22 protein-coding genes are annotated in these 19,842 nt (G+C 72.9%); 11 read left to right on the forward strand and 11 right to left on the reverse strand.

What is annotated here, in order from left to right:
- Window positions 1–81 precede the first annotated feature (81 nt).
- On the reverse strand, window positions 82–1,167 hold the full coding sequence (locus tag ACLHRZ_RS00890) for a DegT/DnrJ/EryC1/StrS family aminotransferase (protein WP_490416208.1): 1,086 nt from the start codon (window positions 1,165–1,167) through the stop codon (window positions 82–84).
- A 132-nt stretch (window positions 1,168–1,299) separates the two neighbouring features.
- On the reverse strand, window positions 1,300–2,025 hold the full coding sequence (locus ACLHRZ_RS00895) for a metal-dependent hydrolase (protein WP_490416209.1): 726 nt from the start codon (window positions 2,023–2,025) through the stop codon (window positions 1,300–1,302).
- A gap of 278 nt (window positions 2,026–2,303) precedes the next feature.
- Here ACLHRZ_RS00895 and ACLHRZ_RS00900 point away from each other — a divergent pair, with 278 nt between their 5' ends.
- Window positions 2,304–3,242, forward strand: a complete 939-nt coding sequence (locus tag ACLHRZ_RS00900) for an acetamidase/formamidase family protein (RefSeq protein WP_490416210.1) — start codon at window positions 2,304–2,306, stop codon at window positions 3,240–3,242.
- Between the two features lie 30 nt (window positions 3,243–3,272).
- On the opposite strand, the gene ACLHRZ_RS00905 is transcribed toward ACLHRZ_RS00900, so the two are convergent.
- Entirely contained in the window at window positions 3,273–4,007 is a 735-nt protein-coding gene (locus ACLHRZ_RS00905; protein ID WP_490416211.1) for a polysaccharide deacetylase family protein, read from the reverse strand.
- Window positions 4,004–5,377 (reverse strand): MGDG synthase family glycosyltransferase, encoded by a 1,374-nt coding sequence (locus tag ACLHRZ_RS00910; RefSeq protein ID WP_490416212.1) that lies wholly within the window; start codon window positions 5,375–5,377, stop codon window positions 4,004–4,006. The genes ACLHRZ_RS00905 and ACLHRZ_RS00910 overlap by 4 nt, the downstream gene beginning before the upstream one ends.
- Window positions 5,378–5,545: 168 nt before the next feature.
- On the opposite strand from ACLHRZ_RS00910, the gene ACLHRZ_RS00915 reads away from it, so the two are divergent.
- From ACLHRZ_RS00915 to ACLHRZ_RS00930, 4 genes are all read left to right on the forward strand, one after another.
- The gene (locus ACLHRZ_RS00915) at window positions 5,546–5,944 is read left to right on the forward strand and encodes a BlaI/MecI/CopY family transcriptional regulator (protein ID WP_490416213.1); all 399 of its coding nucleotides are present in this window, start codon (window positions 5,546–5,548) and stop codon (window positions 5,942–5,944) included.
- A gap of 4 nt (window positions 5,945–5,948) precedes the next feature.
- Window positions 5,949–6,956, forward strand: coding sequence for a M56 family metallopeptidase (locus ACLHRZ_RS00920; RefSeq protein WP_490416214.1), 1,008 nt, complete (start codon window positions 5,949–5,951; stop codon window positions 6,954–6,956).
- 165 nt (window positions 6,957–7,121) lie between these two features.
- A complete protein-coding gene (locus ACLHRZ_RS00925) occupies window positions 7,122–7,886 on the forward strand; it encodes an alpha/beta hydrolase family protein (RefSeq protein ID WP_490416215.1) in 765 nt (254 codons plus the stop codon).
- A gap of 112 nt (window positions 7,887–7,998) precedes the next feature.
- Window positions 7,999–8,628 carry a DUF3887 domain-containing protein gene (locus tag ACLHRZ_RS00930; protein WP_490416216.1) on the forward strand — a complete coding sequence of 210 codons (630 nt, stop codon included), beginning with the start codon at window positions 7,999–8,001 and terminating at the stop codon, window positions 8,626–8,628.
- Window positions 8,629–8,749: 121 nt separating this feature from the next.
- On the opposite strand, the gene ACLHRZ_RS00935 is transcribed toward ACLHRZ_RS00930, so the two are convergent.
- Window positions 8,750–10,237: a GMC family oxidoreductase gene (locus ACLHRZ_RS00935; RefSeq protein ID WP_490416217.1), complete on the reverse strand. Its 1,488-nt coding sequence runs from the start codon at window positions 10,235–10,237 to the stop codon at window positions 8,750–8,752.
- Between the two features lie 62 nt (window positions 10,238–10,299).
- Between ACLHRZ_RS00935 and ACLHRZ_RS00940 the strand changes: the two genes are divergently transcribed.
- Window positions 10,300–11,676, forward strand: a complete 1,377-nt coding sequence (locus ACLHRZ_RS00940; RefSeq protein WP_490416218.1) for a cytochrome P450 — start codon at window positions 10,300–10,302, stop codon at window positions 11,674–11,676.
- Here ACLHRZ_RS00940 and ACLHRZ_RS00945 read toward each other — a convergent pair.
- Window positions 11,645–12,169 carry a hypothetical protein gene (locus ACLHRZ_RS00945; protein ID WP_490416219.1) on the reverse strand — a complete coding sequence of 175 codons (525 nt, stop codon included), beginning with the start codon at window positions 12,167–12,169 and terminating at the stop codon, window positions 11,645–11,647. The genes ACLHRZ_RS00940 and ACLHRZ_RS00945 overlap by 32 nt on opposite strands.
- 173 nt (window positions 12,170–12,342) lie before the next feature.
- Between ACLHRZ_RS00945 and uppS the strand changes: the two genes are divergently transcribed.
- A complete protein-coding gene (gene uppS, locus ACLHRZ_RS00950) occupies window positions 12,343–13,194 on the forward strand; it encodes a polyprenyl diphosphate synthase (protein ID WP_490416220.1) in 852 nt (283 codons plus the stop codon).
- Here the strand turns inward: uppS and ACLHRZ_RS00955 are convergent.
- From ACLHRZ_RS00955 to ACLHRZ_RS00975, 5 genes are all read right to left on the reverse strand, one after another.
- Window positions 13,151–13,630 (reverse strand): hypothetical protein, encoded by a 480-nt coding sequence (locus ACLHRZ_RS00955; protein WP_490416221.1) that lies wholly within the window; start codon window positions 13,628–13,630, stop codon window positions 13,151–13,153. The two genes, uppS and ACLHRZ_RS00955, sit on opposite strands and share 44 nt — an antisense overlap.
- A complete protein-coding gene (locus tag ACLHRZ_RS00960) occupies window positions 13,627–13,980 on the reverse strand; it encodes a DUF6114 domain-containing protein (RefSeq protein WP_490416222.1) in 354 nt (117 codons plus the stop codon). Before ACLHRZ_RS00960 ends, ACLHRZ_RS00955 begins: the two co-directional genes overlap by 4 nt.
- Window positions 13,981–13,985: 5 nt before the next feature.
- Window positions 13,986–14,585 (reverse strand): DUF6230 family protein, encoded by a 600-nt coding sequence (locus ACLHRZ_RS00965; protein ID WP_490416223.1) that lies wholly within the window; start codon window positions 14,583–14,585, stop codon window positions 13,986–13,988.
- 209 nt (window positions 14,586–14,794) lie between these two features.
- Window positions 14,795–14,932 carry a hypothetical protein gene (locus tag ACLHRZ_RS00970; RefSeq protein ID WP_490416224.1) on the reverse strand — a complete coding sequence of 46 codons (138 nt, stop codon included), beginning with the start codon at window positions 14,930–14,932 and terminating at the stop codon, window positions 14,795–14,797.
- Window positions 14,933–15,074: 142 nt separating this feature from the next.
- Entirely contained in the window at window positions 15,075–15,233 is a 159-nt protein-coding gene (locus tag ACLHRZ_RS00975; protein WP_490416225.1) for a hypothetical protein, read from the reverse strand.
- A 470-nt stretch (window positions 15,234–15,703) separates the two neighbouring features.
- Here ACLHRZ_RS00975 and ACLHRZ_RS00980 point away from each other — a divergent pair, with 470 nt between their 5' ends.
- The 4 genes from ACLHRZ_RS00980 (at window position 15,704) to ACLHRZ_RS00995 (ending at window position 19,812) form a co-directional block, all read left to right on the forward strand.
- A complete protein-coding gene (locus tag ACLHRZ_RS00980) occupies window positions 15,704–16,663 on the forward strand; it encodes a D-alanyl-D-alanine carboxypeptidase family protein (RefSeq protein WP_490416226.1) in 960 nt (319 codons plus the stop codon).
- Window positions 16,660–17,643, forward strand: a complete 984-nt coding sequence (locus tag ACLHRZ_RS00985) for an endonuclease/exonuclease/phosphatase family protein (protein ID WP_490416227.1) — start codon at window positions 16,660–16,662, stop codon at window positions 17,641–17,643. The genes ACLHRZ_RS00980 and ACLHRZ_RS00985 overlap by 4 nt, the downstream gene beginning before the upstream one ends.
- Before the next feature lie 119 nt (window positions 17,644–17,762).
- Window positions 17,763–18,503: a two-component system response regulator CseB gene (gene cseB / locus ACLHRZ_RS00990; protein WP_490416228.1), complete on the forward strand. Its 741-nt coding sequence runs from the start codon at window positions 17,763–17,765 to the stop codon at window positions 18,501–18,503.
- A 1-nt stretch (window position 18,504) separates the two neighbouring features.
- Window positions 18,505–19,812, forward strand: coding sequence for a sensor histidine kinase (locus tag ACLHRZ_RS00995; RefSeq protein WP_490416229.1), 1,308 nt, complete (start codon window positions 18,505–18,507; stop codon window positions 19,810–19,812).
- Window positions 19,813–19,842 lie beyond the last annotated feature (30 nt).

Genomic DNA, 19,842 nt, shown 5'->3' on the forward strand with positions numbered 1-19,842 from the left:
CTCCTTCTGGTCTCCTTCCGGTGCGTTCGGTCCGGTGGGGAGGCCGGGGGCGGCGGCCCGGCGTCCGCCGCCCCCGGTCGGCTACCGGTGGCCGTAGAACTCCGCGACCAGTCCGGCGACGTGCTCCGCCTCGGCAGCGCTCTGCGGAAGCGGGATCTCCAGGCTGCGCGCGGCCACGTTCTCGGCGTTCGGGAAGTCGCCCCGGGCGTAGCCGAGTTCACGGAAGCCCGGCTGGAGGTGGATCGGCACCGGCCACCAGGGCCGGGCCTTGACGGTGCGGCTGTTCAGCTGGCGGGCCAGTTCGTCCCGCTGCTCGGCCAGCACCACCAGGCGGGTGGTCTCCTGCCGGCCGGGCGGGACGGTCAGCTCGGTGACGCCCGCCGAGGCCAGCGCGTCGAGGAAGGCCTTGCCGGCCAGGGCCCGCTGCCGGGCCTCGGCGGCCCGGAACTCCAGCTTGTGCAGCAGGATCGCGGCGTGCAGCGTGTCCATGTGGAAGTTGCCCGCGGTGATCCCGGTGAAGACCTCCGAGCAGCCGGTCTCGCGGCGGATCTCGCGCAGCCGGCTCGCGGTGACGTCGTCGTCGGTGAGGATCAGGCCGGCGTCGCCGTACGCCCCGAGCGAGGTCTTCTCCCGCAGGTCGGCGGTGCCGATCGTGCCGAAGGTGCCGACGCGCCTGCCGTCGATGGTGGCGCCCAGCGAGTAGCTGGCCACCTCCATGATCGGCGTGCCTTCGGCGGCCTTCAGGATCGCCGGCATGTCGGCGGCGGCGCCGAACAGGTGGTGCACGACGATGGCCTGGACCTCGCGGGCCGCGCCGTGCACCCCCTCCGCGGCCAGGTGCACATCGCCCGGAGCGACGTCGGCGAGCTTGACGGTGGCGGCGCGGCGCAGCACCGCGCCGGCGAAGCTGGCCGGGGAGAAGGCGCTGACCAGCACCGTGTCACCGGCCAGCGGTCCTATGCCGAGGGCCAGCAGGGACAGCAGATGTGCGCCGAAGCCGGAGTTGCAGCCCACGGCGTGCCGGATACCGAAGTCCCTGGCCAGGTGGCCTTCGAGCAGCTCGACCTCGGGGCCGAGCACGTAGTTGGCGTGCTTGAGGACGTCCTCGCCTCCGCGGCGAATCGCGTAGAGCTCGCGCTCCGCCTGGTCAACGGCGAAGGTTCCCATGGTGTTCCTCTTTCTCGTTCTCGTTCTCGGATCGAGGTAGGGGGAGCGATGGGTCGGTGGTGTGCACTGGAGTCGCGGGAATCGGACCGTGGTTGACGGCATGTCGTTCACGGACTGCCGGACGGCCGGCCGTCAGATGGTCTGCCCGGGGCGCGCCTCGACGACGGTGACGTCCTCGGCCACCAGCGCGCGCAGCTGGTGCGGGCGGCCGGTGTGCATCTCCCGGGTGCCGTAGTGCTGCGGCACCACGGTCTTCACCCCGAGCAGCTCCACGGCCTTCGCGGCGCGCCGCGGGCCCATGGTGTAGAAGTCGCCGATCGGGATGAACGCCACGTCGGGCGCTTCCAGTTCGCGGATCAGCGCCATGTCGCCGAAGACGTCGGTGTCGCCGGAGAAGTAGGCGCGGAAGCCGTTCTCGAAGGTGATCACATACCCGACGGGGTTGCCGGTGTAGGTCCCGTCGGGGGTCGAGGAGGAGTGCTCGGCGTGGACCATGGTGAAGGTGATCCCGTGCCGCTGCACGGTGCCGCCCTTGTTGAACCCGACCACGGAGTCCTCGTCCACGCCCTGTTTCACCAGCCACTTGCCCAGCTCCATCGGGCAGAGGACGGTGGGCCGGTGCGCGGTGGCGAGGTCCACGGCGTCGCTGACGTGGTCCACGTGGCCGTGGGTGATGGCCATCAGGTCGATCCGGTCGATGGTCTTGACGTGCTCGGGCGCGGCCGGATTCGCGGCCACCCAGGGGTCGATCAGCAGCCGCTTTCCGGTGGCGGTGCGGATCAGCCAGGTTCCGTGCCCGATCCAGGTGAAGGCGAGTTGGTCGTTGATCCGGTATTGCGGTGTCGGTGTGGTGTCCAACGTGTCTGTACGCCTCCGGCTCGTAGGAAGCGCACCCGGACCGCGGGATCGCTTCTTTCAACAAACTGTTGATCTCGGGTGCGGGACCCACCTTCGCATCCGTCGCACGGTGCGTCAACGAACAGCAAAGGAATAGCCAGCCCCGGTTCAGGTCTGGCGTGAAGTCGACGGATCGGCCGCCGCGGCACGGCCGTTGACACCTCTCGCGCTGCTGCCTACGTTGCAATCCGCGCACGTTCAACAAGCTGTTGAACCCTTGACCCGGCGAAAGGTCTCGTATGCCCGCGGTCCACCATCTCTCCCCCGAACCCGGCACTGTGCACGGACAGTTCGACCATTCCATCCCGCCGGTGTTGTCGATCGATCCCGGAGACACCGTCATCTTTCGCACGTTGGACGGCAGTTGGGGAGAGAACGGAGAGCGCCTGTTCGGCTTCCCGGGGTTCACGCCCCGGCCGAAGACCTGGATCGGGCACGCCCTGTGCGGCCCGGTGCGCGTCCGCGGGGCGCGCCCGGGGAGCATCCTGGAGGTCGAGATCAACACCGTCCGGCCGGGCGGTTGGGGGTGGACCGCGGCCGGCCCGCGCGAGCAGCGGCTGCGCCGCGGGCTCGACGCCGGGCGCGAGGTGCTGATCGGCTGGCGGCTCGACACCTGCGCCGGCCTGGCCCGCGACGCGCACGGGCTGGGAATCGCCCTCCCGCTGCGCCCGTTCATGGGAGTGCTGGGCAACGCCCCGGCCGCGCCCGGCCCGCACGAGACCCGCCACCCGCGGCGGGTGGGCGGCAACCTGGACTGCCGGGAACTGGTCCCCGGCTCCCGGCTGCGGCTGCCGGTCGAGGTGGACGGAGCGCTCTTCTCGGTCGGCGACGGCCACGCGGCGCAGGGCGACGGCGAGTTGGCCTCCACCGGGCTGGAATGCCCGATGGAGGAGGTCTCGCTGACCTTCCGGCTGCTCCCCGGCCCGGCCCCGGCCCGCCCGCAGGCCAGCACCCCGGCGGGCGAGATCTTCCTCGGCCTGGGCCAGGAGCTGAACGAAGCCGTCCAGGACGCCGCCGACCAGGCGGTGGACTTTCTGGCCCGGCGGCTCGGCATCGGCACCCCGGAGGCGATCGTGGTCGCCGGCCTCGCCGTCCAGCTCCGGGTCACCCAGGTCGCCAACGGCACGGTCGGCGCTCATGCGTTGATCGCCCCGGACATCCTGGCCCACCTCGGCTGACTGCCGAGGCGGGCAGGGTGGTGCGTCACCTCACGGGCGGGGCCACCCGTGATCGCGCAACGGGCCCACGGCGTAGCCGCGTCGGTCGCAGGTGTCGAGGATGCGGGGCAGGGCACCCAGGGCCGAGCGCCAGGCGCCGGGGGCGGAGGTGCAGTCGGAGTCGTGGAGCAGGACGGTGCCGCCGTCGTCGAGGTCGGCGGTGACGGTGCGGTGGACGGACTCGGGGGTGGCCCGGGCCGTCCAGTCCTCTCCCCAGCAGGTCCACAGCACCGGGGTGAGGCCGAGGCGGCGCGCCGCCAGGTGGGCGGCGGCCGACATGACGCCGTACGGGGGCCGGAAGAGCGTGGGCTGCCGTCCCGTGATCACGGCGACGGTGTCGCGGGCGCGGGCGAAGTCGTCGTACGTGGCGCGCGGGCCGCGCAGCAGCAGCGGCCGGTGCAGCCAGCCGTGGACGCCGATCTCGTGGCCCGCCGCGGCGATCTCGCGGACGAGGCCGGGGGAGCGGTGCGCCTCGCTGCCCAGCAGGAAGAACGTGGCGTGCACCCGGCGTTCGGCGAGCAGCCGCAGGAAGTGCGGCGTGGAGAGCGGGTCGGGTCCGTCGTCGAAGGTCAGGGCGACGTGGTCCGGCCGGCCCCGGCCGGAGAGACGGGGCATGGCACGGTTGCGCAGCGGCCCGAAGGTCGAGACGACGGGCGCGGCGTGCACCGCGGCGAGCGCGGGCAGGGCGACGAGGGCGGCCGTGCGCAGCAGTCGGGCGGTGGTCACGAGTGGTGGCCTCCCGGTCGGGGGCCGTGGCCCGGAGCGAGGTCGTCCAGGTCGAGGCCGTGGCCGATGGCGTGCATCAGGCCCGGGCGGTCGTCCGCGGCGACGCCCATGCCGACGGCGCACACCGACAGGGCGCACGCCGCGGCGGCGGTGGCGGCGAGCCGGCGCGGGGCGGAACGCCGCCGCACAGCGGGACGTGACCTGGGTTGCGAGACCCGGTACCAGGGCGCGGAGCGGTGGACGCGCGCGATCTCGGCCGCCGGGCCGCCGCCTTGCGCCTCGGCGAACAGAGCGAGGGCCGCCGCCTGTTGCCGCCGTCCGAGCGGGCCGTCGATCAAGTCGCGCAGCACTCCCCCGAGGTCGGCCGCCTCGCGGACCCACACGGCCACCCCGGCCTCGTCCAGGGCCGCGGCGTTGGTCAGCCCATGGCCCGGTATGCAGCGGTAACTGGCGACGGGCAGGCCCGCCGCGAACGCCTCCAGCGAAGTGAGCCCGCCGGCGTTCTGGACGAGGACGTCGGCGGCGTGCATCAGGCCGGGCATGTCGTCCACCCAGCCGTAAGCGTGCTCGATGCCGTCCGCGCGCAGCCGCTCGGCCAGCGCCTCGTTGCGACCGCAGACCACGACCGGGACGGCGGCGCCGCTGTCGCGCACCTCCAGGGCCACCCGCCGGACCGGGCCCACGCCCCAGGACCCGGCGACCAGCAGCGCCAGCGGCGCATCCGCCGGCAGGCCGAACCTGGCCCGCGCCTCCTCGCGCTCCCGTGCGCTGCAGGGCGTGAACCGCGGATCGGTGGCCGGTCCGCACACCCGCACGTCCCGGGCCCCGACGGCCCGCGCCTGGGCGGCGGGCACGGCATGGGCCGCGAGGTGGACGTCCACACCGCGGGCCACCCACAGGGGATGCACCGAGAAGTCGGTCAGATAGGTGAGGACGGGCACGGTCAGCCGACCGTCGAGGCGCAGGCTGCCCAGCACCCGGCTGGCCCCCGGGTAGGTGGAGACGACCGCGCCGACGTCCGGGTGCAGGGCGCGCAGGACGCGGTCCTCGGCGGTGCGCAGCAGCGCCCGCGCCGCCGGACCGCCGCCCCCGGCACGCTCGGTGCCGGCATAGATCCGCTGGTAGGCCCAGGGTGCCCGGACGAGCATCCGGTGATAGCCCTCCTGGACGGCCCGGCCGAGCCGGGCCGGCAGCAGATCCAGCAGGTCGTAGCGGTCGACGGCGAGGCCGTCCGCCACCAGCCGGCGGGCGAGCTCGGTGGCGGCGCCGTCGTGTCCGGCTCCGACACTGGCGGAGACGACGGCGATCCGGCCCCCCGTGTCGGGCCTCGCGGCGCGGGGGCGCGGAACGCCGCCCGGGCGTGTGGGCATGGGGGCCGTGGTTCCGGCAGGGGGCATGGCTTTCCTCCGCACGTAGGGCAGCGGCGGGACTCTACAAGATGTAGTAGCTCGCGTTACAAAGCCCGGAGCATACTTCCTACATCTCGTAGTAGCTCGCCGGGTAGCCTGTGGAGCCGGAAAGATGACGGAAGGCGAACGGTGCACGAACGAAGAGGCGAGGACGTCCACGGCGCACCCGGCAGGCGGGCCCGCGGCGAACTGGAGAGCAACGTGCTCGCCGCCCTCTGGGCCGCCGACGCGCCACTGACCGCGCGCCAGGTCAGGGAACGGCTGCCGGGCGACCTGGCGTACACGACCGTCCTGACGATCCTGTCCCGGCTGTACGACAAAGGCATGCTCGTCCGGCACCGCGAGGGCCGCGGATACGCCTACGAACCGGCCCGCGACGAGGCCTCCCACACCGCCCAGCGCATGCGGTCGCTGCTGGAGGGCGGCTCCGACCGCGAGGCGGTACTGACCCGCTTCGTCTCCGAACTGTCCGAGCAGGACGAGCAGTTGCTGCACCAGCTGCTGTCCGGGCACGGCGAGAGGCCATGACCAGGTGCTGATCAGCGTCTACGTCCCGTTCGTCGTCACCGCCCTGCTCACGGTGGCCGCGCCGCGTCTGGCCCGCCGCCTGGCCCCGCGCCCCGCGGCGTGGGCCCTGGCCTGTGCGGCGCTGATCACGGCCGCCGGCTGGGCGGGGTCGCTGGCCCTGCTGGCGTTCACCGGGATCGCCCAGATCCCGCAGGTCGCCGCGGAGGGGCAGTGGTCGGTGGCCGCACTGCGCGCCGAGGACCCGGTGTACCTCACCGTCGCGGTCGCCGGGGCCCTGGTCCTGGCCGTGGGAGTCGTCTCGCTCGGGGTGGCCGCCGCACGGCAGGTCCGGTCCGTCCTCCGGGCCCGGAAGGAGTGCGCCCGGCTGCCGGGTGACACGGAACTGGCCGTCCTCGACGACGACGCCCCGCTGGCCTTCGCACTGCCCGGCGCACCCGGACGCATCGTGGTCTCCCGGAGCATGCTGCGCTGCCTCGGCAGCGACGAGCGCGAAGCCCTGCTCGCACACGAACGCGCCCATCTGCGCGGCCGGCACCACCACTTCCTGACCCTCTGGCGGCTCACGGCAGCCCTCAACCCCCTGCTGCGGCCGCTGGCCGACACCGGCGCATTCGTCCTGGAGCGCTGGGCCGACGAGGAGGCCGCAGCCCACGTCGGCAGCCGCACCGTCGTCGCCCGCGCGGTCGGAAAGGCCGCCCTCGCATCCGCCGGCTCACACCGCCCCACCGCACTCGCCGCGACCGGCGGGGCTGTGCCCCAACGGGTACGGGCCCTGCTGGCCCCGCCGCCCGCACGCCGGAACCTGCCCTTCATGGCGGGCGCCGTGTTGCTGACCCTGTGCTGCGCAAGCGTGGCCAACGCCGCATCCGACAGCGACCAGATGGTCGACAACGCACAACGGGCGCAGTGCGCGATGCAGGTCCCGGCCATGGGCGGACCGTTGGACGGCGACCACCGGCACAGGCCCGAAACCTGCTGCCGCCATCACGAGGAAAAGGATTGGACGGGATGATGCGCCGGCTTGTAGCTTGCAGTCGACCGTGACACCGCCCGAGGAGGTGAGACCCATGAACGCTGTATCGACGTGGGTGCTCCCCCTTCCCGTCACGGCCGGCGATTGACGTAGGTGTCGCCGGGAGCGCCTCCACCACAAGGCACTCCCGAAGGGCAACACCTCATGCATTCACTGCAGTTCACCGCCGAGTCGTCGTCGAACGGCGTGGTCGAGCGCGACTTCACCCTGGGCGACGTCCCCGGCGTTCTCTGGTCGCCGGCCGCCGGCGCCGATCGCGCGCCCCTGGTCCTGATGGGCCACGGCGGCGGCCTCCACAAGAAGCACCCGGCGATGCCCGGCCGCGCCCACCGCCTCGTGACCGGCTGCGGCTTCCATGTCGCCGTCGTCGACGCGCCCGGCCACGGCGACCGGCCGCGCACCACGCAGGACGAGCAGGACGTCGCCGAGCTGCGCAACGCGCAGGCGGCGGGCGAACCGGAAGGCCCGGTCATCGTCCGTTACAACACCCGCCTGGCAGCGCTCGCCGTACCCGAGTACCAGGCGACCCTGGACGCTCTCCAACAGCTTCCCGAGATCGGCGCCGACAGGCCGGTGGGCTACGTCGGCATCGGCCTGGGCACCGCGATCGGGATACCGCTGGTGGCGATCGAGCCCAGGATCACGGCCGCGGTCTTCGTCTGCACCTATCCCGATGCCCTGCTCGAGACGGCGGAGCAGATCACCGTCCCGATCGAGTTCGACCTGCAGTGGGACGACGAGCGCATCCCGCGCGAGGCCGGCCTCGCGCTGTTCGACGCCTTCGCCTCGAAGGAGAAGACGTTGCACGCCAACGCGGGCAAGCACATGGAAATGCCCAGGTTCGAGGCCGACAGCGCAGTCCAGTTCTTCGCCCGGCATCTCGGCCGGACGGTCACTTCACCGGCCTGACGATGAGCGGTAGCGGCGCCCCGCCCATGGGGCGCCGCTACCGTGGCCCGGGAGCCGCCGGGCCGTAAAGGATCCCTTGACAAGCCTCAGGCTGTAAAGGGATCCTTTACGCATGGCCGATTCCCCTCAGACTCTCGCCGCCCTGAGCAGCTTGCTGGCCGAGCAGACCGCTGCCCTGGCCCGGGCGACGGACGACCCACTGGCGTCACCCGCCTACCTCGACCTGGTCCGGCGCGCTCAGCACATCGACGACCTGGCCGAGCAGGTGCTCAAGCTGTGCACCCAGCAGTGCCGGGACGCCGGCCACACCTGGCAGGAGATCGGGGACCTGCTCGGCGTCACCCGCCAGGCCGCCTTCCAGCGGTTCGGCAAGCCCATCGATCCCCGGACGGGAGACCCCATGGACAAGACAGTGCGCATGACCGACGCCGCAGAACGCGCGATCACGATCGTCACGGCCGTCCTCGAAGGCCGCATGGACGAAGCCCGGCAGTCCTTCAACACACAGGTCCTGGAGGCCTTCACCGACAAGGTCCGGGCCGACGGCCTGGCCACGGTCACCGGTCTCGTCGGCGCGTTCGAAGGCTTCGGCGAGGGCGAGCCGTTCGTCCGCCGCATCGGCGACCACACGGTCGTCGACATCCCGCTGCGCTACGAGGCCGGCGACATGAAGGCCCGGGTCGCCTTCGACACGGACGAGAAGGTCGCCGGAATCTTCGTCCTCGCCCCCGAGACCCCCTGAACCGCCGCTCCGCAAGCCGGCTGATCGAACGTCAGAACATCAGGAGGTTCAGGAGACAAGGCCGCCCTCGCATCCGCCGGCGCACCCCGCCCCACCAGGCCGTGGCCGCTCGCGCGGCCGCTCATGCGGCCGGCCACTGGGCGAAGGCGCGTTCGGCCATGGCGGTGACGGTGAGGGCCGGGTTGCCGCCGAGGTTGGCGGGGACCACGGAGGCATCGGCGACGTGCAGGCCCGGATGGCCGTGCACCCGGTGGCGGAGGTCGGCGACGCTGGTGCGCGGGTCCCGGCCGAGGCGACAGCCGCCCAGCAGATGGGCGGTGAAGGGGATGCGGAGCATCTGGTTCGTCCACAGGGCGAGACAGTGGCCGCCGACGTGCCCGGCGTAATGCCCGGCCACCGTGTCGGCTGCCGGCAGGCGGACGGGATCGGCCGGGCCGCCACCGCTTCCGAAGGTCATCCGACCGTACCGCCAGCGGCTGGTGAGGGCGGAGTCACCCTGTTCCATGGCGAGGAGCAGGGCGGTGCGCTGCCCGAACCGCCGTACAGGCGGCGGCCGCAGAGCGAGCGGGAGGAGCGCGGCGGCCAGCGGGTGGAGCCCCGGGCCCAGGCGGCACAGCTGCACGAGGGCGCGGTCGTCGGGGCGCAGTTCCGCACTGATGGCCGTGCCGGGGCCCACGTCCGCGCCCGGGGCGGAGACGGCGACCAGCACTTCGCGGTTGGTGCGGGTGCCCGTGCCGAGAGCGGGCGAGAGGTCCGGCAGGGTGCCGGCGGCCCGGCAGCGGTACAGGAGTTCCACTGTGCCCCAGGCGCCGGCGGCGAGCACCACCTGGTCGGCGTCGAGCACGTCGCCGTGACGGCGGAACGGCTCGTCCGACCGCACCGTGTGCAGCCGCCAGCCGCCGCCGGGGCGGGGTCGCAGCAGCGTCACGGTGGTCAGGGGCACGATGCGCGCGCCCAGCTTCCGGGCGAGGTGGAGGTAGTTCTTCACCAGGGTGTTCTTGGCGCCCACCCGGCAGCCCGTGAGGCAGCGCGCGCACCCGGTGCAGCCGGTGCGCGGAGGGCCCGCGCCGCCGAAGTACGGGTCGTCGGTGCGCACCCCCGGCGTCCCGAAATGGACGCCCACGCGCGTGGGGCGAACGGTGGCGGCCACGCCGAGCTCCTGCGCCACGTGCCGCAGCACGCCGTCGCCACCGGTGTCCGGGCCGGCCCGGGGCGGTGCGGTTGCGGTGCCGAGCATGCGGTCCGCGAGGTCGTAGCAGGGCGCGAGTTCGCCGGCCCAGTCGACGGCGGGGTCCCACCCCGGCGCGCGGAGGACCACGGTTCCGGGGCGGTGGTGGACCCCGGCGTACGCCAGGGAGCCGCCGCCGACGCCCACGCCCGTGAGCGTCAGCAGACGACGGCGCACATGGAGCCGGACGATGCCGGACAGACCCAGCCGTGGCGCCCACAGCAACCGGTGCACCTGCCAGGGCGAGCGGGCGAAGTCCTCGTCGGCCCAGCAGCGGCCCGCCTCGACGACCGTCACGTCGTAGCCCTTCTCGGCGAGCCGCAGTGCGGCCACCCCACCGCCGAAACCGGACCCCACGACCAGAACCGTAGACCTCGGCATATTCGGCATCGTATAGGAAATGAAAGGGTGATGTACGACAACTCCTCCCAGGAGGTGGCCTGTTGGATGTCCCGAACGCCCCTCGGGGCGTACCGCTGATCGGACACGGAGCACAACTGTGGTTCACTCCCCTGGAGTTCTTCACCGGGCTGAACCACCTCGGCCCCGTCGTGCGCTTCCGCACCGGAATCCGCCCCTGGTACATGATCACTGCGCCTGATCTGCTGCAGCGACTGCTGGTCACCGGCAGCCGCGACTTCGTCAAGGGCCGGTTCACCGACACGGCGGGGCCGCAGATCGGGATCAGCCTCGTGCTCGACATGGACTTCCCCGGACTGTCCCCCTTCGCCTCCCACCGGCGCCACCGGCGGGCGGTCCAGCCGGCCTTCCACCCCCACCGGCTCGCCGGACAGGTCCGGTTCGCGGCCCACGCCACCGAGGAGTGGCTGGCCGGCTGGCGGCCGGGCACCCGGCTGCGCCTGGACCGGGAGCTGTCCGGGCTCGCCGGCCGCATCACCGCGCACGCCTTCTGCGGCGAGCCCGTCGAGGAGGTGGCGGCCGCCGTCGCCGACGTACAGGCCCAGCTCGTGCCCGGGCTGTACTGGCGGGCGGTGGCCCCGCTCTGGACCCGGCACGTGCCGGTGCCCGGTACCGGCGGCTTCGTACGTGCCCGTACCCGGCTGCGCACCGCGCTCGCGGCGGCGCTGCGAGCGCGCCGCCGCTCGCCCGGGCACGACGACGGCGATATCCTCTCCGCCCTCGTGCACTGCCGCTACGCGGACGGCGAGGGGCTGGGCGATGCGCAGATCCTCCGCGAAATGTTCTTCTACATGATCGCAGGCGCCCACGGCGTCGGCGACGTACTGCCCTGGGTCTTCCACGAGTTGGCCACCCACCCCGAGGAGGAGCGCCGCCTCCACCGCGAGCTCGACGCGGTGCTCGCCGGGCGCCGGGTGACGGCCGCCGACCTGCCGGAGCTCGCGCACACCCGCCGCATCGTCCTGGAGGCCCTGCGCCGCTATCCGCCGGTGTGGCTGCTGGGGCGGCGCACCCTCACGGAGGTGGAACTCGGTGGCATCCGCCTCCCGGCGGGCACGGATCTCGCCTGGGCCCCGTACGCGGCACACCACCACCCGGCGCACCACGCCGACCCGCTGCGCTTCGACCCCGGCCGCTGGCTCCCCGAGCGGGCCAGGAGCCTTGCGCCCTGCGCCTATCTGCCGTTCGGCACGGGCCCCCGCCGGTGCATCGGCGACCGCTTGTCGATGAACCAGATGCTCACCGCGGTGGCCACCATCGCAGCCCGGTGGCGGCTGCGCCGCGCGCCCGGTCCCGAAGTCCGGCCGTCCGCACGGATCTTCCTCCACCCCCGCGCCATGCCCATGGTCGCCGAGCCCCGCCCCCGGATCAGCCCGCCAGCCACAGCACCAGGGCGGTGAGCCCCGCGCCGAGCACACCGCCCGCCCACACCTGGCGCACGGAATGCGCCCGAAGCCGTACGCGCGACCATCCGACGAGCCACAGCAGCGGGCCGCCCGCCACCGCCCACCACGGCGACACCCGGAGCCCGAGCAGCGCGAGCCCGCCCGCCGCCGCGCTCGTATGCAGCGAGATCTTGCCCCAGCGGGTGCACACCAGGAACGCCACGCCCCCCAGCGGCGCGAGCGCCGCGGGCGCCAGCAACACGCCCGGCGCGCCGATCCGCCAGCACACCAGCCACACCACCAGTGCGCCCCCGCTCGCGCAGGCGAGCGGCAGCGGGCGCTCGGCCCGGCGGCTCAGCTCCGCATCCGACCACCAGCCCCGGCGCGCCCCCACGGCCATCACCGCCACCGCCAGCACCGCGCACCCCGCGGCGACGATCCCCCACACCGGCCGGGCCGCCTGCCGGCTGAGCGCGCACCCGGCGGTCACCGGGAACACGGGAGGCATGAACAACCGCGCCGTCCAACGCGCCAGCCGGTCGGCGCGGCCGCCGCCGCCAGTGCGCTTCTCTGCCACAACCCGCCCAACGAACCACCCGTCCACCGGGTTTGGGGCATGCGTGACCGGACTTCCCGGAAAGACTCTGCTGTAGGCCGCATGCGTGGGCAGGGGGACATCCAGTGACCCGAATCGCGAAATGGCGGATACGCGCCGCCACGCGGATGCTCCGCGGCACCAAAGGCGGCTCCGTCGGTTTCCGTCCGCAGACGCCGCCCACGGCTTCCGGCGGCCGTCCGCGGCACATCGCCATCATCATGGACGGCAACGGACGCTGGGCCACCGCCCGGGGCCGCTCCCGGATCCACGGCCACGAGGCCGGTATGCGGGCCCTGTGGTCCGTGCTGGACGCGGCACTCGACGAGGGTGTCGAGTACCTCTCGCTGTTCTCCTTCTCCACCGAGAACTGGAGCCGTCCGCGCGCCGAGATCGTGGCGCTGATGCGGCTGGCCAGGGAGAGCGCGCAGGGCTTCAACGACTTCATCGAGCGCGGCGTGCGGATGCTGTGGTGCGGCTCGGAGGCGGGGCTGGCCCCGGACGTGGTGCAGGCACTGCGCGAGGCCGAGCACCGCACCCGGCAGGGCCGGGCGACGACCGTCGCCCTCTGCTTCAACTACGGCGGCCGCGCCGAGATCACCCGGGCGGCCGCCGAGCTGGCTCGCGCCGCGGTGGCCGGCGGGCTGCACCCGGACGCCATCGACGAACACGTCTTCGCCCGCCATCTGCTGCTGCCCGCACTGCCGGACGTCGACATGCTCATCCGCACCTCCGGAGAGCAGCGGATCTCCAACTTCCTGCTCTGGCAGTCGGCCTACTCGGAGCTCTTCTTCGTCAAGACGCTCTGGCCCGACTTCACCGGCGATCAGCTCCGTGCCCTCATCCATGCCTTTCCCGCGCGCAGGCGCCGCTTCGGCGCAGCGTCGGCCGGCGTCACTGCTGCACGACATCCAGGAGCCGTCCGCCCGGAGCAGTGAAGGAATCGGCGGTGGCCGTCACGTCGGTCAGGGTCATGGGCGGGATCGAGAACCCGGGCAAGGGGAGTGCGGCATCCCACCGGACGGGGAGGAGCCCCGCGAGCCGCCCTGTGACGCTCCTGAGGTCCACGTCCACGACTCCGGGCAGATCGGCACGGGCACAGTGCACGGTTACCGGACCGTCCGGGGCGTCGGCGGTGAGTACGACACGGGTGAGCACGAGGTGGACGAAACGGCAGTGCAGCAGGGGGCGTTGCGCACCGGCACGTCCGGCGCCGGCCCCTCCGGCGCAGTGCACGGGGCCGCTGGTGGCCGTTGCGGCTCGTACGGCCATGGGCGGCGGCCCTTGTACGGTGACCTCCGCCGGGGCCGAGGGGACGGCGCCTGCAACGGCGGTCACCAGCAGGACCGTTACGGCGCGGGCGACTCGGCTCACGGGTGCTGCGGCTCCAGGGGCGGCAGCCAGGCGAACGCCCACACCCCGCCCGCCCCGGCGAGCGCACTGCCGATCAGCATGCCACCCACATTGCAGGTGGCCAGGGCGACCAGCGCCAGCGCCATGACCACCAGACCGAGAGCGGTGTGGAATTGCGGATGCGTGGCCAGCAGCAGAGAGGCCGCGAGCAAGGGCACACTGGTGGACAGCCCGGCCCCACCGACGGTCCCCGCCACGGTCACCACTGCCGGGCCTCCGATGAAGGGCAGCGCCAGCATCTCCGCCGCCCCCAGCACCGCCAGCACCGCGGCGCCCAACGGCCGGGCACGCCGCCAGGCCCTGCTGCGCATCCGCTTCAACGGCACTCCGCCCGACCGGCCTTGACCGTCACGTCCACATCCCGCGTGCGGAACGTGCCGGCCGTCACCACCCATGACGTGAACCGCGGCCGCGCCACAGTCGCCCGCCCGGCCTCGGCCCCGACCCCGCCCTGCGGCAGCAGCCCGACCCGCAGTCCGCTGAACTCCGCCTCCGCACCGCTGACCTGGTCGGTGTCGACCACGAGCCCCGTGGCCCGAACGGGCGCCGTCCGCCCGGCCGTCCCCCGCAACGTGACGGGCCCCAGCGGTGTCGGCACCACCAGGCTCGCGCACAACCCGCCGACCGACGCCCGCTCGGCGCTGACCACCGCCACCGGATGCCGCGCCCCGTCCCCCTCCGCCACGGTCTGCGTCACTTCCCTGAACCCGTCCCCCTCCAACTGCTCACCGGCCACCTTGAAGGCCCCACCGGACCCCGCCAACGACATCGCCACCACGCCGTGGGCCATACCGGCCAGAAGCGCGGCCGCCCCGCCCAGCGCGACGGCCGCCCCTGCCGTCAACCGCCGCCGGCTGACCGTCGGACCTGCCACCGCCCCCGGCCCGTTCCCGCTCCGCCCCATGATCTCTTCCATGCCCCGTCACGCCTGCCCCGTGCCGGGCCCGGCACGGCGCCCTGAGGCCCGGCGGAGCTGCACGGCGTGCGCGGGGGCGCGCACACTGTGCCGAACGCCTCTGCCGCCGGGCCGATTTCACGCTCCTTCGGACCGTGCCGTGACATGGGGGTGCGCCCACTGCCGAGGGAGGATCCGGGCGCATCCTGTCAGCGACATCGGCGGGCGGGTCAGGCCGGAACAGGCAACGAGCGGCCGCCGTCCGCCAGTTCGTCGAGGATCTGCTGCAAAGGGCGGCGCAGGGCGACCTCGACGGGCCGGGCGCTGGTGCGGATGTAGGCGGCGAGGTCCTCGCGCGCGGCGGCCACGGTCGCGGGGGCGTCGTCGTGTCCGTCCAGGGTGTGTTCGACGGCCTCGGCCGTGGCGGTGACGAGGCCGGGCAGAGTACGCCGGGCGTGCAGGAAGCCCGCGATGCCTGCTGAAGCAGGGTCCGACGTCGACCGGGAGCGTTTACTCGTCGGACTCCATGGTCTCCTTGATCCACGTGCTGAACGCCGGGACTCCGGTGTAGCCGACTGCTCTGTCACCCCAGCTCGGGCCGCTGGTGACGCCGGTCACCTGCCATGTTCCGTCGTCCTTCTTGGTGAGGGCGGGTCCTCCAGAATCCATGTTGTAGGGCATCTTCTCGCCGACAGCCGCCGAGCAGGAAAGCGTGCGCGGCCAGTTGGGGACGCCCCGCCTCCTCGGCCCAGACGGGAACGCTCGCGCGGAAATTCTGCAGATTCTTGCCGAGCAGGTGGGCCCACTCCTCGTCGCTCCAGATCCAGTGGGAGCGGCCGGTCTCCGCGCACCGCAGCAGCATCACCGCGGCGGCATCCAGCCGTCCCCGGCGGCGGTGCGACGTGGCCGGCTCGTGCAGCGCGGCGGCAACGTCGTCCAAGGGCCGCAGCAGCCCTTCCGGCGCAGTGAGTGCCCTCCCTTGATACCTGGCTGACACATATCCGTGCGTCGCTGGAGACGCTGTCCTGACCTGCTGGATGCAGTCGCCTCGCAGGCTCGGAGGTGTACGGGGTTGCTGTGCGCCGGGCGGTGAGAGGTGATTGTCGGTGAGTGTTGGTCGGATACGTGCTGCTGGGACAGTGTGGGCTTCGGCCCTGGTGATCGCGGTGGCCGGGGTCGGGAGCTGGGCCGGGCTGTGGGGTGAGGGCGACCGCAGTGCCGGATCCGGGGCCGCTGCCCTGCAGGGGCTGGGGGCGGCGGAGGTGGCGGCGCGGATGGATCTGCCGTGGCCGTCCGAGGGCCAGGCGAGCGTCGAGGTCGAGGGCATCGGCAGCCTTGGCAGCAGGGGTGGCCAGGAGCCGGTGCCGATCGCGAGCGTCACCAAAGTCATGACCGCGTACGTGATCCTCATGGAGCATCCGCTCAAGGACGGGGAGGAAGGGCCGCAGATCACGGTCGACGAAGCCGCCGCTCAGGAGGCCCACTCGCTCAGCGAGTCCACCGTCCCGGTCCGCGCGGGGTGGCGGCTGACCCAGCGCAAGCTCCTCGAGCTGATGCTGCTGCCCTCCGGGAACAACGTCGCCCGGCTGCTGGCCCGTTGGGACGCCGGAAGCCAGGAGGCATTCGTTGTGAAGATGAACCGCGCCGCCGAGAAGCTGGGGATGTCCCGGACCACGTACACCGGTGCCAGCGGTGCCGAGTCCAGTACCAAGAGCACTGCCGGTGACCAGCTCAAGCTGGCCCGTCAAGCCATGAAGGAGCCGGTGCTGCGAGCCGTGGTCGCGATGCGCGAGACGGCAGTCCCCCAGATGCCCGACCCCATCGCCAACACCAACCGGCTGCTCGACAGGCCCGGGGTGGTCGGGCTCAAGACCGGCTCGAGCACCCCTGCGGGCGGCAATCTCATGTGGGCCACCGAAGTCCGCCACGGCTCCGCCCGGCATCTGGTGCTCGGCACCGTACTCGGGCAGCGTGCAGGCACCACGCCGACCGAGGGAATACAGGCCGCGTTCGACAGCAGCGGCCGGCTGATCGACGCCGTGCAGCGCCGGCTGCCCGAGGTCCTGGGCGGCCGCAGCGGCAAGGCGGGGCCGTCATGACCGTGCTGTCCGACCGCACCGGCGCACCGCGTGCGGCAGCTTCCGCACGCGGCAAGGGGACATGGCGGCGCGGGCGCCTGATCGCCGCGGCGGCGGTGGTGTCCGCGCTGGTCATGGCGGGGCACTCCGCAGTCCCGAACAGGCTCGGCAACCTGGGCAGTCTCCTGGAAACCTTCCTGCCCTGGCTCGGTGTGAGCGTGCCCGTGCTGCTGGCACTGGCAGCGGCGCGGCGGTCCGCCACCGCCGGGGTTGCCGTGCTGCTTCCGGCCGTCGTCTGGTGCTCCCTGTTCGGGGGCGTGCTGGTGGACAAGGGGTCCCGGGGCGGGGATTTGACCGTGGTCAGCCACAACGTCGACGACGCGAACCCCGACCCGGTGGGCACCGCACGTGCCCTCGCGGCCTCGGGCGCCGGGCTGCTCGCCCTGGAGGAGCTGTCCTACCGGGCGGCGCCGGTGTATGAGAAGGCACTGGCCGCTGCCTACCCGTACCACTCGGTTCAGGGCACGGTCGGCCTGTGGAGCCGCTATCCGCTGCGGGACGTGGAGCCGGTCGCGATCATGCCGTGGGCCCGTGCCCTGCGGGCCACGGCCGACACCCCCAAGGGGCCGGTCGCCATGTATGTCGCCCACCTCGCGTCCGTCCGTGTGCTCCCCGGTGCCGGGTTCACCACCACGAAGCGCAACGAGGCGGCCGTGAAGCTCGCCGATGCCATACGGGCCGAGCCTCTGCACCGCATCGTGGTGGTGGGTGACTTCAACGGCACGACGCGTGACCGCGCGCTGCAGCCGGTGACCGCCCAGCTGCAGTCGGCCCAGGAGCAGGCCGGTGACGGTTTCGGCTTCAGCTGGCCGGCCGCCTTCCCGATGGTCCGCATCGACCAGATCCTCATGAAGGGGGTCATCGCCACCTCGTCCTGGACCCTGCCGGCCACGGGAAGCGACCACCTGCCGGTCGCGGCCACCCTCCGTCTCTCAACGTGAGACAGGCGTACCGCCGGACCGCAGGGCCCCGTCGGCGGTTACTGTCGTCACAGCAGCGTTCTCCAATCCTCCGGATACCCCTCTACCAGCCGGTCTTCCGTTCGGCCTCGGGTGTTGTGATGCACAAGCACGGTAGCAACGACACGGCGGGACAACAGGGCAGCAGCCCGACCGCCCCCGTCCGCATCCTGGTGGTCGAGGACGACGAGGCGATCCGCCGGTCCGTCGAAATGGCCCTGGACCGCTACGGCTACAGCGTATCGGCTGCCCCCGACGGCCTGACAGGCCTGGAGATGTTCCGGGACAACCGCCCCGACCTGCTGCTGCTCGACATCATGCTGCCGCACCTCGACGGCATCGGGCTGTGCCACAAGATCCGCGAGACGAGCCAGGCACCCATCCTGATGATGTCCGCCCGCGGCGACGCACTCGACGTCGTGGCGGGCCTGGAAGCGGGAGCCGACGACTACATCGTCAAACCCGTCGACACCACCATTCTGGTGGCGCGGATCCGTGCCCTGCTGCGCCGGGCCACCTTCACCGCGCCCACCGCAACCGGCCCGGCTGCCGACAGCGGCCTGTTGACCTTCCGCAACCTCAGCATCGACACCCGCGCCCTCGAAGTGCGCCTCGACGGCCGCACGCTCGCACTCACCCCGACCGAGCTGCGCCTGCTGCTCGAATTCGTGGCCGCACCGGGCATCGCGTTGCAGCGGCAGACACTGCTGCGCAACGTGTGGGATTACGGCTGGGACGGAGACAGCCGGGTGGTGGACCTGGCGGTACAGCGGCTGCGCAAGAAGATCGGTCCCGGGCACGTCGAGACCATCCGCGGCTTCGGCTACAAGTTCCGGCGCTGACATGCGGCGCACACCGAAACCGGGCACAGTACTCGGCCCCACGCCACGGAGCCTGGGCAATCCGCGCTCCCTGCGCTGGAAGATCGCCGCCGGGGTCGCAGCGGCCGCCTGCGCGATGGCGCTCGGCATCGGGATCCTGGTCCACCGGACCACCGAGGACCGCTCCCTGAGTATCAGCCGTACCATGGCGATCCGCGAACTGGACTCGGCCGAGGCCGAGTTCCGGGCAGCACGGTCCGCGCACTCCTCCCCGCCGGGATCCCGCACCTACCGGGTCGGCAACGAGCTGCCGGATCAGCTGAGGGACCGGCTCGGCTCCGGAGCCGGCCCGGTCACCTGGTGGGATACCCGCAACCCGGCCCGGGGGCCCTCCATGTGGGCAGCCGGCCGCGTCGACGGCGAAGCGCTGGCCGTCTCCGTGAACAGGGCGAGTGAGATGTTCAGCCTCCAGGCACTCGACCGGCACATGAAATACGCAGCGCTCGCCACACTTGCCGTCATCGTCCCCCTCACCCTCCTCGCCGCCGAACTCGCCCTGCGCCGCCTGAGCCGGGTCGCCGGCACCGCCCGCCGCATCAGGCACGGCGATCTCGACGCCAGAACCCGGAGCCGCAGCCGCGACGAGATCGGCGACATCTCGGCCGCCGTCGACCACATGGCAGACGCCCTCAAGGAACGGCTGCACAGCGAGCAGCGCTTCACCGCCGACGTCGCGCACGAACTGCGCACTCCGCTGACGGGCCTGGTCATCGCGGCCGCCCTGCTCCCCGAGAGCGAGGCCACCGACCTCGTGCGCGACCGGGTGCAGGTCCTGCGGGACCTGGTCGAGGACCTGCTGGAGATCTCCCGCCTCGACGCCGGCGCCGAACGCGCCCAGACGGTCCCGGTCCCTCTCGGCGCGGTCGTCGAGGAGGCGGTCGCACGCACCGGGCTGACCGCCGAGGTCGCCGTCGCCGACGACGCGACCGTCGAGACCGACCCGCGCCGCCTCGACCGCATCCTGGCCAACCTCGTCGCCAACGCCCACCGCCACGGACTCCCGCCCGTCACCGTCACGGTGACCGGCAGCGAAGTCGTGGTCCGGGACCACGGAAGCGGCTTCCCGGACGAACTCCTCGCCACCGGCCCGCAGCGCTTCCGCACCGGGGCGCAGGAGCGCGGCGCCGGCCACGGCCTGGGCCTGACCATCGCCCTCGGCCAGGCCCGCGTCATCGGCGCCGAGCTGGAATTCGCCAATGCACCGGAGGGCGGCGCCCGGGTCACGCTGCGGCTGCCGCCGACAGCCGCTGCCCCGCACGGAGCAACCTGACGCGGCACGGAGCCCCAGCGGGTGTTACGT

It is taken from the genome of Streptomyces sp. AM25, from assembly GCF_058146165.1.

Bases quoted from the DNA above. Each gene is read 5' to 3' on its own strand.
- ACLHRZ_RS00945 (WP_490416219.1), bottom strand. From the start codon at position 12,169: ATGCCTCCCGTGTTCCCGGTGACCGCCGGGTGCGCGCTCAGCCGGCAG.
- ACLHRZ_RS00930 (WP_490416216.1), top strand. From the start codon at position 7,999: ATGGCCGATTCCCCTCAGACTCTCGCCGCCCTGAGCAGCTTGCTGGCC.
- ACLHRZ_RS00975 (WP_490416225.1), bottom strand. From the start codon at position 15,233: ATGGATTCTGGAGGACCCGCCCTCACCAAGAAGGACGACGGAACATGG.
- ACLHRZ_RS00925 (WP_490416215.1), top strand. From the start codon at position 7,122: ATGCATTCACTGCAGTTCACCGCCGAGTCGTCGTCGAACGGCGTGGTC.
- ACLHRZ_RS00910 (WP_490416212.1), bottom strand. From the start codon at position 5,377: ATGCCCACACGCCCGGGCGGCGTTCCGCGCCCCCGCGCCGCGAGGCCC.
- cseB (WP_490416228.1), top strand. From the start codon at position 17,763: ATGCACAAGCACGGTAGCAACGACACGGCGGGACAACAGGGCAGCAGC.
- ACLHRZ_RS00995 (WP_490416229.1), top strand. From the start codon at position 18,505: ATGCGGCGCACACCGAAACCGGGCACAGTACTCGGCCCCACGCCACGG.
- ACLHRZ_RS00985 (WP_490416227.1), top strand. From the start codon at position 16,660: ATGACCGTGCTGTCCGACCGCACCGGCGCACCGCGTGCGGCAGCTTCC.
- ACLHRZ_RS00960 (WP_490416222.1), bottom strand. From the start codon at position 13,980: ATGCGCAGCAGGGCCTGGCGGCGTGCCCGGCCGTTGGGCGCCGCGGTG.
- ACLHRZ_RS00965 (WP_490416223.1), bottom strand. From the start codon at position 14,585: ATGGAAGAGATCATGGGGCGGAGCGGGAACGGGCCGGGGGCGGTGGCA.
- ACLHRZ_RS00935 (WP_490416217.1), bottom strand. From the start codon at position 10,237: ATGCCGAGGTCTACGGTTCTGGTCGTGGGGTCCGGTTTCGGCGGTGGG.
- ACLHRZ_RS00900 (WP_490416210.1), top strand. From the start codon at position 2,304: ATGCCCGCGGTCCACCATCTCTCCCCCGAACCCGGCACTGTGCACGGA.
- ACLHRZ_RS00890 (WP_490416208.1), bottom strand. From the start codon at position 1,167: ATGGGAACCTTCGCCGTTGACCAGGCGGAGCGCGAGCTCTACGCGATT.